The organism is Pseudarthrobacter sp. TE3704 (assembly GCF_056279405.1).
In genome coordinates this window covers 257,510-274,048 of the sequence record NZ_JBWCCJ010000005.1, presented here as the reverse complement: position 1 = coordinate 274,048, position 16,539 = coordinate 257,510, and the positions used below count along the sequence as shown (strand labels likewise).

Genomic DNA, 16,539 nt, shown 5'->3' with positions numbered 1-16,539 from the left:
CGTATCTCCTCTGTAATTCCGTCCAGGTTGTGCAGCTAGAACTCTACCGGCAGCCCGGCAGGTTCCTGCCGCCCCTCAGCCGTCATGACATCACCCGGGAATCCGACTAGCTTTGTGGAGTGCTGACAATATTGAACGCCGTCAAACGCGTGCTGGTGGGCAGGCCATTCCGGAACGACCGCATGGCCCATACGCTGCTTCCGAAGAAGATTGCACTTCCGGTGTACGCGTCCGACGCCCTCTCATCCGTAGCCTACGCGCCGGACGAGATCCTCCTCACCCTGGCGCTGGCCGGTGTCAGCGCGGTGGCGTTCTCGCCCTGGGTGGGGCTGGCCGTGATGGTGGTGCTGCTGACGGTGGTGGCCTCCTACCGGCAAAATGTCCACGCCTACCCGTCAGGCGGTGGCGACTACGAGATCGCCGGCGAAAACCTGGGAAAGTACGCCGGCCTCACCGTGGCGTCGGCGCTGCTGGTGGACTACGTCCTCACGGTGGCCGTGTCCATGTCCTCAGCCGCCGCCTACGTGACCACCGCCATCCCGTCGCTGCACGGACAGCAGGCGGTCATCGCGACCATCGGCGTCGTCATCCTTGCCCTCGTAAACCTGCGCGGCGTCAAGGAAGCGGGGAGCGTCTTCGCCGTCCCGACGTACATCTTTATGGCCTCGATCCTCGGCATGACCGCGGTGGGAATCTTCCAGGCGGCCACCGGCCAACTGGGGGAGGCCCCGTCGGCCGCCTTCACCATCGTGCCCGCACCCGGCTTCGACGAGGGGCTGGTGGGCCTTGCCGGCGCCTTCCTCCTGCTCCGGGCTTTTTCCTCGGGCGCCGCCGCGCTCACCGGCGTCGAAGCAATCAGCAACGGCGTGCCCAACTTCCGTCCGCCTAAGAGCAAGAACGCTGCCACCACCCTGCTGCTCCTGGGCGTGATCGGCGCCACGATGCTGGCCGGCATCATCTACCTGGCCAACGCCACCAAGGTCCACATTGTCCTGGACCCCGCCACCGAGTTCCTGCTGAACGGCAGCCCGCTGCCCGAGGGCTACATCCAGAACCCCGCCATCAGCCAGATTGCCCAGACCATCTTCGGGCCGGGGTCCATCCCGTTCTACATCGTGGTGGCAGCAACCGGCGTCATCCTCGTGTTTGCGGCCAACACCGCCTTCAACGGCTTCCCGGTCCTGGGCTCCATCCTGGCCCAGGACGGCTACCTTCCCCGCCAGCTGCGGACGCGCGGTGACCGTCTCGCGTTCAGCAATGGAGTCCTGGCCCTCGCAGCCGGCGCGCTGGTGCTGGTCATCGCGTTCAACGCGGACGTGACCAAGCTCATCCAGCTCTATATCGTGGGCGTCTTCATCTCCTTCACCGCCAGCCAGCTGGGCATGATCCGGCACTGGGGCCGGGAGCTGAAACTGGCCAAGGACAAAGCGGTCCGGCGCCGCATGCTCAAGTCCCGCACCATCAACAGCATCGGCTTCGGCATGACGGCGCTGGTCCTGGTAATCGTCCTGGTCACCAAGTTCGAGCAGGGCGCGTGGATTGCGCTGCTTGCCATGTTCGTGCTTTTCCTGATCATGTGGAGCATCCGGGCGCACTACGACAACGTGGCCAAGGAGCTGGCAGTGGACGAGGACTCATCGCCGCGCGCTTTGCCCACCAGGGTCCACGCGGTCCTGCTGGTATCCCACGTCCGCAAGCCCGTGCTGCGGGCCCTGGCCTACGCCCGCGCGTCCCGGCCCTCGCGGCTGGACGCCATCACCGTGGACATCGACACGGAGGAGACGGCCCAGACAGTTGCCGACTGGGACAAGCTCGAAATCCCCGTGCCGCTGACAGTGCTGGCAAGCCCCTACCGGGAAACGGTCAACCCCATCATGGAGTACATCAAGCAGATGCGGCTTGATTCACCGCGCGACCTCATCGTGGTGTACATCCCCGAATATGTCGTGGGCAAGTGGTGGGAGCAGCTGGTGCACAACCAGACCGCGCTGCGCATCAAGACACGGCTGCATTTCGAACCCGGGGTCATGGTGGCCAGTGTCCCGTGGCAGCTCAAATCATCCGAAGAAGCAAAGAACCTCCAGGACGTCCAATGATTGCCAGAACATCCACCACACCAGCCCTGACGCCGGATGCCGGCGGGCACGCCGGCGAAGAAGCGGTCCTCGACCTTGGGCCGATTGCCCACGGCGGCCACACCGTTGCCCGGCACGAGGGACGCGTCATCTTTGTCCGGCACGGCATCCCCGGCGAAAAGGTCCGGGTGCGGCTGACGGACGCGGAGGACAAGGCCAAGTTCTGGCGCGCCGACGTCGTCGAAGTGCTGGACGCCTCACCGGACCGCGTGGAGCACTTCTGGCGCCCGGCCGATGCCCGCCGCGCGTGGGGGCACGGCCATCCGCCCGTGGGCGGTGCGGAATTCGGGCACATTACCCTCGCGCGGCAGCGGAGCCTGAAGGCCGAGGTGCTGGCCGAGCAGCTCAGCCGGCTGGCCGGCGTCGAGCACCTGCCGCCGGGGCTGGACGCCAATGCGGTGGAGGCCGTGGGGGAAGCGTCCGACGGCGGCAGCGGGCTGGGGTGGCGGACGCGCGCCAGCTTTTCGGTCACCCCCGGCGGCAAACTTGGCATGCACGCCCACCGGTCCGGGCACATCGTTCCCGTGCGGGAGATGCCGCTGGCCACCGACGCAATCAACAACCTGCGGCTGTGGGACATCGACCTGCAGGGCATCGAACGGGTGGAGGTGGCTGCCCCGGGCAACGGTTCCCGGCCGCTGGTGCTGCTCGCCCCGGCCCCCGGGACAAAAGCCAAGCGGCTCAACGCCATCGCGGCCGCACTGCAGGAGGACGTCTCGGTTGCCTCCTTCGACCCGGCCACGGAAGACGTCCGGCAGGTCCGGGGCCGCATGTGGGTGCAGGAATCGGCGGCGGGGCACGACTACCGGGTCACCGGTGCCGGGTTCTGGCAGATCCACCGCGACGCGCCCGGGGCACTTGTGGGGGCTGTCACAGAATTCCTGCACAGCGGCGGATTCCTGCATGCCGGCGCCGTGGTGGCAGACCTCTATGCCGGTGCCGGCCTTTTCACGGCCGTGCTGGCCGACGCAGTGGGGGAGACGGGCTCCGTGCTGTCCGTGGAAGGTGCTCCCGGAACCAGTCGCGACGCGCGCAAGAACCTGCACGCAGCGCCGCAGGTGGAGATCGTCCAGGGCCGCGTGGAGCGGATCCTCCGCCAAAAACCGCGGAATTTCGACGCCCTGATCCTGGACCCGCCCAGGGCCGGCGCCGGCAAGGCAGTGGTGGGCCAGCTCGTGGCGTCGCAGCCGCGCGCCATTGCCTACGTGTCCTGCGATCCGGCGTCGTTCGCCCGTGACGTAGGTTACTTCCGGCAGTCCGGCTGGGACCTGGCGGGGCTCAGGGCCTTCGACCTCTACCCCCATACCCACCACATGGAGACGGTTGCCCTACTGACTCCCGGCAGATGATGCCACTACTATGGGGCGTAGTAGTCCCACGTCGCGCTCCGTAATCACGGCCGGCCGTGTGCAATTTTCGGGCCCGGAACTAATTAGGGCGTCCTAACTAGCAGGCGGTCAACCGCGCGACAAAGATGAAACTGTTGCGAGAGGAGTCCTGCGATGAGCACTGTGGACAGCTTCGGTTCAAAAGGCAAACTTAATGTAGCCGGAACCGAATACGAAATTTTCCGGTTGAACTCCGTTGAAGGTGCAGAAAACCTTCCGTTCAGCCTCAAGGTATTGCTTGAAAACCTGTTGAGGACCGAGGACGGCGCGAACATCACTGCCGATCACGTTCGCGCCTTGGCCGGCTGGGATCCCAACGCCCAGCCCGATACAGAAATCCAGTTCACGCCGGCACGCGTGATCATGCAGGACTTCACCGGCGTCCCCTGCGTGGTGGACCTGGCGACGATGCGTGAAGCCGTCAAGGAACTGGGTGGAGACCCCAAGCGGGTCAACCCGCTGGCACCTGCCGAAATGGTCATTGACCACTCGGTCCAGATCGATGCATTCGGCAACTCCGGCGCGCTGGAGCGCAACATGGAGATCGAATACCAGCGCAATGGTGAGCGTTACCAGTTCCTGCGTTGGGGCCAGACCGCGTTCGATGACTTCAAGGTGGTTCCCCCGGGAACCGGCATCGTGCACCAGGTCAACATCGAATACCTGGCACGCACCGTCATGACCCGCGAGGTTGACGGCGCCCTCCGCGCCTACCCGGACACCTGCGTCGGTACCGATTCGCACACCACCATGGTCAACGGCCTGGGCGTGCTCGGCTGGGGCGTCGGCGGCATTGAAGCCGAGGCGGCCATGCTCGGCCAGCCCGTCTCCATGCTCATCCCGCGCGTGGTCGGCTTCAAGCTCAGCGGCAGCATCCCCGCCGGCGCCACCGCCACCGACGTTGTGCTGACCATCACCGAGATGCTCCGCAAGCACGGTGTTGTGGGCAAGTTCGTCGAGTTCTACGGCGAAGGCGTGGCCGCAGTGCCGCTCGCCAACCGCGCCACCATCGGCAACATGAGCCCGGAATTCGGTTCCACCGCCGCCATGTTCCCCATCGACGACGTCACGCTGGACTACCTGCGCCTCACCGGCCGGTCGGACCAGAACGTGGCACTCGTGGAATCCTACGCCAAGGAACAGGGCCTCTGGCACGATCCGTCCCGCGACATCAAGTTCTCCGAGTACCTGGAACTTGACCTGTCCACGGTTGTGCCGTCCATCGCCGGCCCCAAGCGCCCGCAGGACCGCATCGAGTTGACTGAGGCCAAGGACGAGTTCCGCCACGACCTCAAGAACTACGTCTCCCACGACGCGAACGCCGGCACGCTGGACGAATCGCTCGAAGAGACGTTCCCCGCCTCGGACGCCCCGTCCTTCACCGGGGGCTCCACCCACATCTCCGACACCGACCGCGAACCGCCGAAGTACTCGGCAGCGCACGGCGGCGCCGGACGCATCTCCAGCCCGGTTCCGGTCAAGATGGCCGACGGACGCGAGTTTGAGCTGGACCACGGAGCGGTGACCATCGCCTCCATCACGTCCTGCACCAACACGTCCAACCCGTCGGTCATGCTGGCCGCCGCCGTGCTGGCCCGCAACGCCGTCGAAAAGGGCCTCACCGCCAAGCCGTGGGTCAAGACCTCCGTCGCCCCCGGCTCGAAGGTTGTCACGGACTACTACGAAAAGTCCGGCCTGACCCCCTACCTGGAGAAGCTGGGCTTCTACATCGTGGGCTACGGCTGCGCCACCTGCATCGGCAACTCCGGCCCGCTGGAAGCCGAAGTCTCCGAGGCAATCCAGGCCAACGACCTCGCCGTCGCTGCTGTCCTCTCGGGCAACCGCAACTTCGAAGGCCGCATCAACCCGGACGTCAAGATGAACTACCTGGCCTCCCCGCCGCTGGTCATCGCATACGCCCTGGCCGGTTCCATGGACTTCGACTTCGAAACCGATGCCCTCGGCAAGGACGAGGCCGGCAACGACGTCTTCCTGAAGGACATCTGGCCCAACCCGGTCGAGGTCCAGCAGGTCATCGACTCCTCGATCGACAAGGAAATGTTCGCCAAGGGCTACGAAGGCGTCTTCGACGGCGACGCGCGCTGGAAGGCGCTCGACACCCCTGCCGGTGACACCTTCGCCTGGGACCCGAACTCCACCTACGTCCGGAAGCCCCCGTACTTCGAGGGCATGCAGGCGCAGCCGGAGCCGGTCAAGGACATCACCGGTGCCCGCGTGCTCCTCAAGCTGGGCGATTCGGTCACCACCGACCACATCTCCCCGGCCGGTTCGTTCAAGTCCGACACCCCTGCCGGCCAGTACCTGCTGGCCAACGGCGTGGAGCGCAAGGACTTCAACTCCTACGGCTCCCGCCGTGGCAACCACGAGGTCATGATTCGCGGAACGTTCGCGAACATCCGCATCAAGAACCAGATCCTGGACGGCGTCGAAGGTGGCTTCACCCGCGACTTCACCCAGGAAGGCGGCCCGCAGGCCTACGTGTACGACGCTGCGCAGAACTACCAGGCAGCCGGCACCCCGCTGGTGGTCCTGGCGGGCAAGGAATACGGTTCCGGCTCGTCCCGTGACTGGGCCGCGAAGGGCACTGCCCTGCTGGGCGTCAAGGCCGTCATCGCCGAGAGCTACGAGCGTATCCACCGCTCCAACCTCATCGGCATGGGCGTCCTGCCGCTGCAGTTCCCGGCCGGCGAGTCCGCCGCGACGCTCGGCCTGGCAGGCACGGAGACGTTCTCCGTTGAGGGCGTCACCGCCCTGAACGAGGGCACCACGCCCAAGACCCTCAAGGTCACCGCAACCGCCGAAGACGGATCCACAAAGTCCTTCGACGCGGTCCTGCGCATCGATACCCCGGGTGAAGCGGACTACTACCGCAACGGCGGCATCCTGCAGTACGTGCTGCGCCAGATCTCCGCGACCTAGCGGTAACTGCCCAGCAGGCACCACCATCCCGAAGCCCCGGCCGGTCACCGACCAGCCGGGGCTTCGGCTTTGCATTTGTACCAAGGCGTTAGAGTTAAACGGCACGTCTACCACCCGAAGGAGGGGTCATTGGGAATCTTGGACACCATCCGGAATCCGCAGGACCTGAACGAGTTAACCGAAGAACAGCTTAAGCAGCTGGCTTCGGAGATCAGGGATTTCCTGATCACGAACGTCTCCCAGACGGGCGGACACCTCGGCCCTAACCTTGGCGTGGTGGAACTTACGCTCGCCGTGCACCGCATCTTCGAATCGCCGCGTGACAGCATCGTCTTCGACACTGGCCACCAGTCGTACGTCCACAAGCTGCTGACCGGCCGCCAGGACTTCAGCACCCTCCGCCAGGAAGGCGGCCTTTCCGGTTACCCGTCCCGGGCCGAGTCAGAGCACGACATCGTGGAAAGCTCGCACGCCTCCTCCTCACTGTCCTGGGCCGACGGCATCTCGCGTGCCCGGCAGCTGACCGGCCAGGGCGACCGGCACGTCGTTGCCGTCGTCGGTGATGGCGCCCTGACCGGCGGCATGGCCTGGGAAGCCATCAACAACATTGCGGCCGACAGGCGGCGCCGCGTCGTCATCGTGGTCAACGACAACGGCAGGTCCTACGCGCCCACCGTTGGCGGTTTCGCGGACTACCTCGCCTCGCTGCGCCCCACCATCGATTCGTTCCGCGCGGCCCCGGCGTACGAGGTGGCGCTGGACTGGTGGAAGAAGAAGCTCCAGAACGGCGGCCCGGCGGGCCAGTTCACCTACAAGAGCCTGCATGCCATGAAGAAGGGCATTAAGGACTGGTGGGCTCCCCAGGGCATGTTCGAGGACCTGGGCATGAAGTACATCGGACCGGTTGACGGCCACAACCTCCAGGCCATGGAGCACGCCCTGGCCACGGCCAAGCACTACAACGGGCCCGTCATTGTGCACGCCATGACCGAGAAGGGTCACGGCTACGCCCCCGCACGTGCCCACGAGGCCGACCAGTTCCACGCCGTCGGCATCATTGATCCCGAAACGGGCGAGCCCACCGGCACCGCGGGAGCCCAGTCCTGGACCTCCGTGTTCGCCAACGAAATCGCGGCCATCGCCGACGAGCGTGACGACGTTGTAGGCATCACCGGCGCCATGCTCATCCCCGTGGGGCTGCACAAGTTCGCTGCCAGGCACCCTGACCGGGTCATCGACGTCGGGATCGCCGAACAGCATGCCCTCACCGCCGCCGCCGGGATGGCCTTCGGCGGCCTGCACCCGGTCGTTGCGGTCTACGCCACGTTCCTCAACCGCGCCTTCGACCAGCTGCTCATGGACGTTGCCCTGCACAAGGCAGGCGTCACCATCGTCCTGGACCGTGCCGGCGTTACCGGACCCGACGGCGCCAGCCACCACGGCATGTGGGACATGTCCATGGTCCAGATCGTTCCGGGGCTCCACCTGGCCGCGCCCCGCGACGCCACCCGGCTCCGCGAGGAGCTCCGGGAGGCTGTTGCCATCAGCGACGCGCCCAGCGTGGTCCGCTTCTCCAAGGGGTCGGTCGGCGCCGAAATTGAGGCGCTGGAACGCCTCAGCGACGGCGTGGACGTCCTGGCCCGCCGTCCCTCCGGGTCCACCGAAAACGATGTCCTGATCATCAGCGTCGGCGCCATGTCAGAGCTTGCCCTGGACGTCGCCAACCGGCTCGGCGCGCAGGGCATCAGCACCACCGTCGTGGACCCGCGCTGGGTGCTTCCGGTCCGCCGTTCCATCATTGCGCTGGCCTCGCACCACCGGCTGGTGATCTGCATCGAGGACGGCGTGCGGGCCGGCGGCGTGGGCTCAAGGATCCGGCAGGAAATGCGCGCCGCGGGCGTGGACACGGCCCTCAACGAGGTGGGCCTGCCGGTTGAGTTCCTGGACCACGGCACCCGCAGCCAGGTCCTGGAACGCGTTGGGCTGACCGCCCAGCAGATAGCGCACGACGTCGTCGCGCAGGTTCTGGGGACAAAGGTTCCGTTCGCGCGTCCCCTGCCGGGGCAGCAGCACCCCACCACCGGCAGCCTTCCCATCCTGTGAGGGGAGAAGTTGAGCTGAAGTATCCGGGGGTCCTGCGGGAGCCGGCGGCGGAGGACCACCCCGCGGGGACCCGTGTTCCGGAACACCTGGAGCCCGGGCAGCTGGTGGTGGCGCGCAACCGCAAGTGGAACGGCAAAGCCCACTGGGTGGTGCCGGGCCGCTACCTGGGCGAGGACCGGCACGGCTGGTGGATTTTCCAGGGCACCAACGAATTCTGTTCCCGGCCCGGTGCCGCCTTCTACACCAAGTCCGACGCCGTGCTCCTGGTACCCCGCGACGGCGACTGGGTTGCCACCTTCTACGATGACGCCCACCCCGGCGGGGTGCGGATCTACATCGACCTGGCCGTCGCGCACGAGTGGAACACCATCCGCCCGAAAGTCACAGAGTTCCACGTCATCGACATGGACCTGGACGTGGTCCGGACGGCCAGCCGCGGTGTCTTTATCGACGACGAGGACGAATTCGCTGAACACCGGGTGGCCATGGACTACCCCACAGCGCTGGCGGAGTCCCTCGAGGCCTCCGCCGAAAAGCTTTACCAGGCCGTCAAGGCACAGCAGGCACCCTTCGACGGCACCGACGTCGAATGGTTCACAAAGGGACGTGGATGAGCGGAATAGTCAGGGTCTACAAGCGCGACGACGAGGGAACCCTCCACTTCCGGGAGGCCTGGTTCGACGAGGACTACGCCCAGTTCGTGATGAACTTCGGCGTCGTGGGACACCAGAGCACAACGGAAGAGACGGACGTTGCCGATCCCGCCGCCGCCGAGGGCCTCCTTGACGCTTTCGCCGTGCAGTGCGCCGAGGACGGCTACGCGGAGATCCCGGAGGGGGAACAGTTCTGGGTGGTGGCCCAGTTCGCCCTGAAAACCAGGGAAGGCACGGACCGGGACCGCTACCTGGAGGAAAAAGCGAAGGACGCCCTCATCAGCCACCTTGCCTGGCGGGGACTCGGTACCGTGGAGCGCTCCGAATTCACCGACTACAAGCTGAATATCTTCTGCCTCTGCCCGGACGTGAACAAGGCCGTCAACGCCATCAAGATCTGCGCCCGCGGCGAGGACCTGGACTTCACCAAGCTCAGCATCGGGGCCGCTCCCTTCAATGAGCCGGCCAACTTCAAACTCAAGCACTCCGCCAAGCCCGCCACCGGCTTCAGCGTCTAAGGAGCGTCCTTGACCACCTACCGCCGCGTTGGGAAGTCAGGCCTGACCGTGTCCACCGTCGGCCTGGGTTGCAACAACCTGGGCCGCGCCAACACCGCCACCGAGACCCAGGAAGCCACGTACGCCGTGGTCTCCGCGGCCCTTGATTCCGGTATCACCCTGTTTGACGTCGCTGACACGTACGGCCGCGAACCCGGGCTGAGCGAAACCATGCTGGGAAAGGCCCTGGGCAACCGGCGCGCGGACGTGGTCCTGGCGACCAAATTTGGCATGGACATGAAGGGTGCCAGCGGCCTCGACTTCGGCGCCCGCGGATCACGGCGCTACATCATCCAGGCGGTGGAAGCCTCCCTGCGCCGGCTGGGCACGGACTGGATCGACCTGTACCAGTTCCACACACCGGACCCGCTGACGCCCATCGAGGAGACCCTCGCCGCGCTCGACGCGCTCGTCAGCAGCGGAAAAGTCCGCTACATCGGCCACTCCAACCGGGCCGGGTGGCAGATCGCGCAGGCCGAGTACGTGGCGCGGCAGCTGGGTGGAGCCCGCTTCATCTCCACCCAAAACCATTACAACCTCCTGGACCGGCGCGCGGAACTCGAGGTGACTCCCGCAGCAGAGGAATTCGGGCTGGGGGTCCTGCCGTACTTCCCGCTGGCCAACGGGCTGCTGACGGGCAAGTACGAGCCCGGCCACGCACCGGAGGGGTCCCGGCTCAGCCATACCCGCACGAACATGGTGCACGACGCCGACTGGGAACAGCTGGGCGCGTTCAGCCGGTTCGCCAAGCAGCGCGGCCTGACCGAAATCGAGGTCGCATTTTCCTGGCTGGCGGCCCAAAAGTCCGTGGCCAGCGTCATTGCCGGTGCCACCAGGCCTGAGCAGGTCCGGCAAAACGCCGCAGCGGCAGACTGGGTGCCCTCCGACGCTGACCTCGCCGAGCTGGACGGCATCTTCCCCGCGGCGCCCAAGATCGCGCTCTTCTAGGCCGCCGTGACCGCCTACCTCCTCGACGTCGACACCGGCATCGACGACGCCCTGGCGCTGGCCTACCTCGCCGCACTTCCGGACACTGAGTTCGTGTCGGTCACGGCAACACCGGGAAACGTCGATGCCGACCAGGTGGCACGCAACACCCTGGCCCTGCTGGAACTGTGCGGCCGGCCCGGCGTGGAAGTGGCCATCGGCGCCCGCCGTCCGCTGTCCATACCGCTGCTGACAACACCTGAAACGCACGGGCCCCAGGGGATAGGCCACGCCGTCCTGCCGGAACCTTCAGGTCAGGTATCGGAGCGGGACGCGGTGGACCTCTGGATCGAACATGCCCGGTCCCGGCCGGAGGAGCTCACGGCATTGATCACGGCGCCGCTGACCAACTTCGCCCTGGCACTCCGCAAGGAGCCGGCACTGCCTGACCTGCTGGCCAAAGTCGTGATCATGGGTGGCTGCTTCTATCAGCAGGGCAACACCACTCCCACCGCGGAATGGAACACCCACGTGGACCCCCATGCGGCCAAGGAGGTCTATGCCGCCTACCGGGGCCGGCCCTTCGACAAGCTGCCCATCGTTTGTTCGCTGGACACCACGGAGCGGATGGAGATGCACCCGGAGCACGTTCGGCAACTGGCGGAAGCGGCGGGGGCCGCGGTCCCCGAGCTCGTGTTCCCGGACCAGCCTGAGGGGCAGCGCAGTACCTCGGACAATGCGCTGGTCAGGCACCTGTCCGATGCCCTGCGCTTCTATTTCGAGTTCCACCGGCTGTACGACCAGGGCTACCTGGCCCACGTCCACGACTTCTTCGCCGCCGGGGTGGCGGCCGGCACCCTGGAATACAGCGCCCGGCCGGCAACGGTGGACGTCGAAACGGCGTCCCCACTGCTGGTCGGAACCACCGTGGCCGATTTCCGGGGGCTGTGGGGCCTCCCGCCAAACGCCCGGGTGGTGTCCGGCAACAACCCGGCGCAGGCCTTTCGCGAACTGGTGTCCGCGGTCGGAAGCCTCGCGGCCCGGGTGGGTTGAGCAACCTACAGCGGGGCATCCTCCGGCAGGTCCACATCCAGCGCCAGCAGGGCGTTCTCCACCACTTCCATCAGGGCAGGGTGGATCCAGAAGGGACCCCGCGCCAGCTGGTGCACCGGCACTGACGTGGCCATCGCCTGGACCAGCGGCTGGATGAGCATTGATGCTTCGTGGCCCAGGATGTGCGCTCCGAGGAGGCGGCCCGTACCGCGCTCCGCGATGAGCTTGACCACGCCTTCCTCGTCCTCCATGGCCCAGCCGTACGCCGTGGACCCGTACTCCTGGATTGCCGTGACGATCTCCGTCCCCGGTGCAGCCTGGGCCCGGGCCTCATCCTCCGTCAGGCCGACCGAGGCCACCTGGGGATTCGAGAAAACCGCCGCAGGGACCGCGGTGTAATCCATGGGCCGCAACCTGCCCGGGTGCTCCAGGTTGTGCGCCACCACCCGGGCTTCCCGGTTGGCCACATGCTTGAGCTGGTAGGAGTTCGTGACGTCGCCCAGCGCGTACACTCCCTCCAGCGGGCGCCCGCCCGAAAGAATCCGGAGGTTCTCATCGACAGCCAGCGTGCCGTCGTCGTCCAGGTCGAAGCCTGCGGCCTCCACGTCCAGCCGGTCCGTGTTGGGCACCCGGCCCGTAGCCATCAGGACAATGTCCGCCGCCACGCTCAGGCTGCGGCCGCCGTCGTCCGAAAACACGGCGGTGGCCCGGCCGTCGCCGCTGTCCTCCACGGACTGCAGGTGGTAGCCAAGCTCCAGCTTCCAACGGCTTGCCGCTGCCACGGCGAAACGCCGCGAAATCTCAGAGTCGTTGCCGCGCAGCAGGCGCCCGGACCGGTTCACCTGGGTCACGTCCGAGCCGAAACCGTGGAAAACGGCAGCGAATTCCGCAGCGATGTACCCGCCGCCAATCACCACCACTTTCTCCGGCGCCCCGTTGATGCGCATGACGGTATCGGACGTATGGACCTGGGGCAGGCCGGTTCCCGGCACGTCCGGAAGGACGGCACGCGAGCCCGCCGCCACCACTACCTGGTCAGCCGTGATGTCCACGCCGGAGGCGGTGCGGAGCGTGCGTGGTCCCGTAAAGCGGGCGTACTCCTCATACAGGTCCACGTGGTCCAATTCATCCGCCCGGTACCGCCGGCCGGCTTGGGATATCCGATCTATCCGGCCATAAATCCTGTCCCGGATGCCGTTCCAGTGCACCTTGTCCAGGGTCAGGTCAACGCCGAGGCGGCCGGCCTCGGCGGGCACTGCCGCCAGCGCCGACGGGTACACAAACATCTTGGTGGGGATGCAGCCCACATTCAGGCACGTGCCGCCGAACACCCCGCCGTCGATCAACGCAACGCGCTTGCCGTCCCAGAAGGGGGTGATCAGTGAATTGCCGGAGCCGGAGCCGATGATGGCCAGGTCGTAGTGGGGCATAAGGGGCAGTCTAGGGCACCGTCGGCCCGGCAGCAGCCGTGCCCCACAACGTCCCGGTAGAATGGTCCGCGGCCCGCCGGTTGCAGTATGTCGTTTGCAGAATCCGGCGGCTGCCACCGAGGTGACATAGGTGGCGTTCCGTTCGGCCCGGGATCTCCGGGCTCCCATGCCAGCACCCTGAAGGAACCCCATGTCATCGCCCTCCCTGACGTTGCCGTCCCCGGCGCCCGCTGCTGCCCGCCGGCGCCGGCTGCTGGAAATCTTTGGCGCCCTGGCCATTGCCGGGACCTACATCTACCTGGTCCTGAACCAGCCCGCGGACATCACCGGCGGACCCGGCAGCGCCTCGGCCCTGATCGCCCTTTCAGGTTTCCTCGTGGGTGCCATCCTGCTCATCGTGGCGGTCCTGCCCACGCTGCCTGCCTCCACCCTCGTGCTGATCCCGGTAGCACTTGTCCTGAACATCGTGCTCGGCCAGTTCGTGGGCAGCACCCTGGTCCCGTTCTACCTTGACGCGATCGGCACGGTCCTGATCGCAGTGCTGGCAGGACCCGCAGCGGGTGCCGCCACCGGAGCACTCAGCAGCATCGTCTGGTCCTTCTTCAATCCCACCGTGCTGCCGTTCGCCGCCGGCGCCGCCCTGATCGGCTGCCTCGCCGGCCTGGCCGCGCGCTACGGACTGTTCCGCCGTTTCTACCTGGCCCCCGTAGCCGGGTTCGCCACCGGCATCATCGGCGGTGTGGTGTCCGCCCCGGTGGCAGCCTTCGTCTTCGGCGGCACGTCCGGCGTGGCCACCGGCGCGATCGTCAGCGCCTTCCGGTCCATGGGGGACACCCTCCTGGCAGCCATCACCAAGCAGGCGCTCATCTCCGACCCCATGGACAAGGCCATCGTCTTCACAGTCGTGGCAGTCCTGGTCCATGCGCTGCCGCGGCGGGCCCGGCTGCAGTTCGCGTTCGTCCGCAGGCACCGCGTCCTGGCCGGAACCACGAAGGAACCGGCAGCAGCGCAGGGCTCCGCACAGACCTCCTGAACAGGAACCACCAGCCCATGCGCCTCCACCCGCTGACCTCCCTGGCCTTTGCCGGCAGCACGGCGGTTATCACGACGGCGGCAGCATGTTGGCCCGTTTCCCTCGCCGTGGGCGCGGGTGCACTGGGCCTGTCAGCTGCCGGTGGCACCGCCCGGCGGCTGGTGCCTGCGGCCGCGGCCGTGCTGGTGCCGCTGGGCCTGTCCCTGCTGATCGTGCACGGGCTGTCCTTTCCCGAGGGCCGGACGGTCCTGGCCCAGATCGGCCCGGCCCGGGTAACCGCCGAAGGCCTGGCCTTCGCCGGGGAACGGGCGGCCCAACTGTCAGCCGCCGTCCTGGCCCTGCTGGTGTTTTCCTTCAGCGTCAACGTTCCGGACCTGGTGGCCGCGTTGTCGTCGCGCGGCGTCCACGGCAGGTTCGGCTTTGTGCTGGCCTCCACCCTGACCCTGCTGCCCGCCATTACTGCGCAGGCGGGACGGATCCGGCAGGCCCAGGAGTCCCGTGGGCTGGTCATCCGGCGCGGGCTGCTGCATAAAGTGGCGGCGTTCCGGCTGCAGGCCATCCCGCTGGTTCTCTCCCTGGTGGAGGACGCCGGAACCCGCGCCGCGGCCCTGGAAGCCCGCGGTTTCAGCAGTCCAGGGCCGCGCACCAGCTACCGGGAGGTCCCCGACTCCGTTATCCAGCGCCTCCTGCGCATGCTCCTGGTCGGGGCGGCTGCGGTTGCCGTCGCTTGGCGGTTATGGCCGGCCGGGGTCGGAGGCTAGGCATGCCGTATTCCGCAGAGCCGGTTATGGCGGCCGGCATCCGGGACTTCACCTTCCACGACGGCGGCGGGCCGGTCCTTCAGGGCGTGGACGTCGCCGTCGTCCCCGGGACCCTAACGGCCGTCCTGGGCACCTCCGGAAGCGGCAAAACAACCTTGGGAAGGCTCCTTGCCGGTTGGCTGCCCCCGGGACCCGGCGGGAACCTCACCGGGTTCCTGGAGCTCACCGGCACCCGGCTTCAGTTCAACGGCAGCGCCGTCGACCCCCGGATTGACCCCGCGCAGTGGGGCCGGCAGGTGGGCTTTGTTCCCCAGGATGCTGGTGCCGTCCTGTCCACGGTCCGGGCCACCGTGGCGGAGGAACTCGCGTTCGGCCTCGAAAGCTCCGCCATGGACCGTACCGCCATGGTGGCAGCCGTTGAGCAGACGGCGGGGCTGCTGGGACTTCGCAACCTGCTGGGGCGGCATCCGGCCCGGCTGTCCGGCGGCCAGCTTCGCCGCCTCGCGATAGGCTGTGCCATCATTACCCGCCCGCCGGTGCTCATCATGGACGAGCCCTTCGCCTCCCTTGACGCTGCGGGCGCCCGAGAATTGGGTGACCTGGTGCGGGGCCTCGTGAAGACCGGCACCGCCGTCGTCATCCTTAGCCAAGTGATGGACGGACTGGTCCGGGAAGCCGATCACTGGATGGTCCTGGCGGACGGCACGGTCACGGCAAGCGGAACGCCCGCCGCGCTGGAGGCAGGGTCACCCGCGGTGTTGGCGGGTATCCGGCGTATCCACGACGAGCGCCGGACGGGCGGCGCTGCGCCGGTTCCCCGCCATGCCGGACATACCGCCCCGGCCCTGGAGCTCCGCGGGGTTTCTTTCGGGTACCGGCAGGACGTCCGTCCCGCCAGGCAGGGCTTCCCGTGGCAACGCCGTCAGGGCTCCCATATCGCTGACATCCGTTCTACGGTGCTGCAGGGAATCGACCTTGCCGTCCATCCCGGCGAGATCGTGGCCGTCACCGGGCCTAATGGTGCGGGAAAATCAACGCTTCTGAGGCACTTCAACGGCCTGCTGAGGCCCACCACCGGAACCGTCCTGGTGCAGGGGGAGGACATTGCCGGAAGACCGGTCGGTTCCACGGCAGCCGCGGTGGGCCTGCTGTTCCAGCACCCGCGCGAGCAGCTGTTCGAACGCACCGTCCTGCGGGAGGTCCGGTTCGGCCTGGACCGGTTGTTTGGGCAGGATGAGGCAGGGGAACGGGCCGCGGCGGCTTTGGCGGCTGTCGGTCTATCAGCGGCAGCCCGCGAACACCCCGCGGAGCTGCCCGCGTCCCGCCAGCGGCTGCTGGCCCTGGCAACAGTTCTGGCCCGCAAACCCGCCGTCCTCGCGCTGGATGAGCCGACCGTCGCCCTCGACGGCGATGGGCTTGCCGTCCTGGACGCGGCAGTCCGGTCCGCGGCGGCGGAGGGCGCCGCCGTCGTGCTGGTCACCCATGACCGGGGTTACGCACGATCGGCGGCGCACCGCACCGTTGCGCTCGACGCCTGCCGGCTGGCGGAAGCCTGAACC

General features: G+C 67.3%; 12 protein-coding genes. 11 read left to right on the top strand and 1 reads right to left on the bottom strand.

Features of this window, described 5'->3' with window-relative positions; all coding sequences use genetic code 11:
• Positions 1 to 119 precede the first annotated feature (119 nt).
• The 8 genes from ACZ9BC_RS15550 to ACZ9BC_RS15515 all read left to right on the top strand — a co-directional run bounded on the left by ACZ9BC_RS15550 (position 120) and on the right by ACZ9BC_RS15515 (position 11,756).
• A complete protein-coding gene (locus ACZ9BC_RS15550; protein WP_476246722.1) occupies positions 120 to 2,096 on the top strand; it encodes an APC family permease in 1,977 nt (658 codons plus the stop codon).
• Complete coding sequence (locus tag ACZ9BC_RS15545) at positions 2,093 to 3,484, top strand: class I SAM-dependent RNA methyltransferase (protein ID WP_476246721.1); 1,392 nt, start codon at positions 2,093 to 2,095, stop codon at positions 3,482 to 3,484. The genes ACZ9BC_RS15550 and ACZ9BC_RS15545 overlap by 4 nt, the downstream gene beginning before the upstream one ends.
• Before the next feature lie 153 nt (positions 3,485 to 3,637).
• Positions 3,638 to 6,463, top strand: a complete 2,826-nt coding sequence (locus tag ACZ9BC_RS15540) for an aconitate hydratase (RefSeq protein WP_476246720.1) — start codon at positions 3,638 to 3,640, stop codon at positions 6,461 to 6,463.
• Positions 6,464 to 6,592: 129 nt separating this feature from the next.
• Positions 6,593 to 8,566, top strand: coding sequence for a 1-deoxy-D-xylulose-5-phosphate synthase (gene dxs, locus ACZ9BC_RS15535; RefSeq protein WP_476246719.1), 1,974 nt, complete (start codon positions 6,593 to 6,595; stop codon positions 8,564 to 8,566).
• Entirely contained in the window at positions 8,563 to 9,180 is a 618-nt protein-coding gene (locus ACZ9BC_RS15530; protein WP_476246718.1) for a DUF402 domain-containing protein, read from the top strand. Before dxs ends, ACZ9BC_RS15530 begins: the two co-directional genes overlap by 4 nt.
• Positions 9,177 to 9,737 carry a hypothetical protein gene (locus ACZ9BC_RS15525; protein ID WP_476246717.1) on the top strand — a complete coding sequence of 187 codons (561 nt, stop codon included), beginning with the start codon at positions 9,177 to 9,179 and terminating at the stop codon, positions 9,735 to 9,737. Before ACZ9BC_RS15530 ends, ACZ9BC_RS15525 begins: the two co-directional genes overlap by 4 nt.
• A 9-nt stretch (positions 9,738 to 9,746) precedes the next feature.
• Positions 9,747 to 10,724 carry an aldo/keto reductase gene (locus tag ACZ9BC_RS15520; protein ID WP_476246716.1) on the top strand — a complete coding sequence of 326 codons (978 nt, stop codon included), beginning with the start codon at positions 9,747 to 9,749 and terminating at the stop codon, positions 10,722 to 10,724.
• A 6-nt stretch (positions 10,725 to 10,730) separates the two neighbouring features.
• A complete protein-coding gene (locus ACZ9BC_RS15515; protein ID WP_476246715.1) occupies positions 10,731 to 11,756 on the top strand; it encodes a nucleoside hydrolase in 1,026 nt (341 codons plus the stop codon).
• 5 nt (positions 11,757 to 11,761) lie between these two features.
• On the opposite strand, the gene ACZ9BC_RS15510 is transcribed toward ACZ9BC_RS15515, so the two are convergent.
• A complete protein-coding gene (locus tag ACZ9BC_RS15510; RefSeq protein ID WP_476246714.1) occupies positions 11,762 to 13,186 on the bottom strand; it encodes a mycothione reductase in 1,425 nt (474 codons plus the stop codon).
• Positions 13,187 to 13,376: 190 nt separating this feature from the next.
• Between ACZ9BC_RS15510 and ACZ9BC_RS15505 the strand changes: the two genes are divergently transcribed.
• From ACZ9BC_RS15505 to ACZ9BC_RS15495, 3 genes are read left to right on the top strand one after another with little or no spacing between them, the layout of a single operon-like run.
• Positions 13,377 to 14,219: an ECF transporter S component gene (locus ACZ9BC_RS15505; RefSeq protein ID WP_476246713.1), complete on the top strand. Its 843-nt coding sequence runs from the start codon at positions 13,377 to 13,379 to the stop codon at positions 14,217 to 14,219.
• A gap of 17 nt (positions 14,220 to 14,236) precedes the next feature.
• Entirely contained in the window at positions 14,237 to 14,980 is a 744-nt protein-coding gene (locus ACZ9BC_RS15500) for an energy-coupling factor transporter transmembrane component T (RefSeq protein WP_476246712.1), read from the top strand.
• A gap of 2 nt (positions 14,981 to 14,982) precedes the next feature.
• A complete protein-coding gene (locus tag ACZ9BC_RS15495) occupies positions 14,983 to 16,536 on the top strand; it encodes an ABC transporter ATP-binding protein (RefSeq protein ID WP_476246711.1) in 1,554 nt (517 codons plus the stop codon).
• Positions 16,537 to 16,539 lie beyond the last annotated feature (3 nt).

Coding starts and splice junctions, on each gene's coding strand:
- ACZ9BC_RS15500 (WP_476246712.1), top strand. CDS start 14,237: ATGCGCCTCCACCCGCTGACCTCCCTGGCCTTTGCCGGCAGCACGGCG.
- ACZ9BC_RS15505 (WP_476246713.1), top strand. CDS start 13,377: ATGTCATCGCCCTCCCTGACGTTGCCGTCCCCGGCGCCCGCTGCTGCC.
- ACZ9BC_RS15495 (WP_476246711.1), top strand. CDS start 14,983: ATGCCGTATTCCGCAGAGCCGGTTATGGCGGCCGGCATCCGGGACTTC.
- ACZ9BC_RS15545 (WP_476246721.1), top strand. CDS start 2,093: ATGATTGCCAGAACATCCACCACACCAGCCCTGACGCCGGATGCCGGC.
- ACZ9BC_RS15525 (WP_476246717.1), top strand. CDS start 9,177: ATGAGCGGAATAGTCAGGGTCTACAAGCGCGACGACGAGGGAACCCTC.
- ACZ9BC_RS15540 (WP_476246720.1), top strand. CDS start 3,638: ATGAGCACTGTGGACAGCTTCGGTTCAAAAGGCAAACTTAATGTAGCC.
- ACZ9BC_RS15510 (WP_476246714.1), bottom strand. CDS start 13,186: ATGCCCCACTACGACCTGGCCATCATCGGCTCCGGCTCCGGCAATTCA.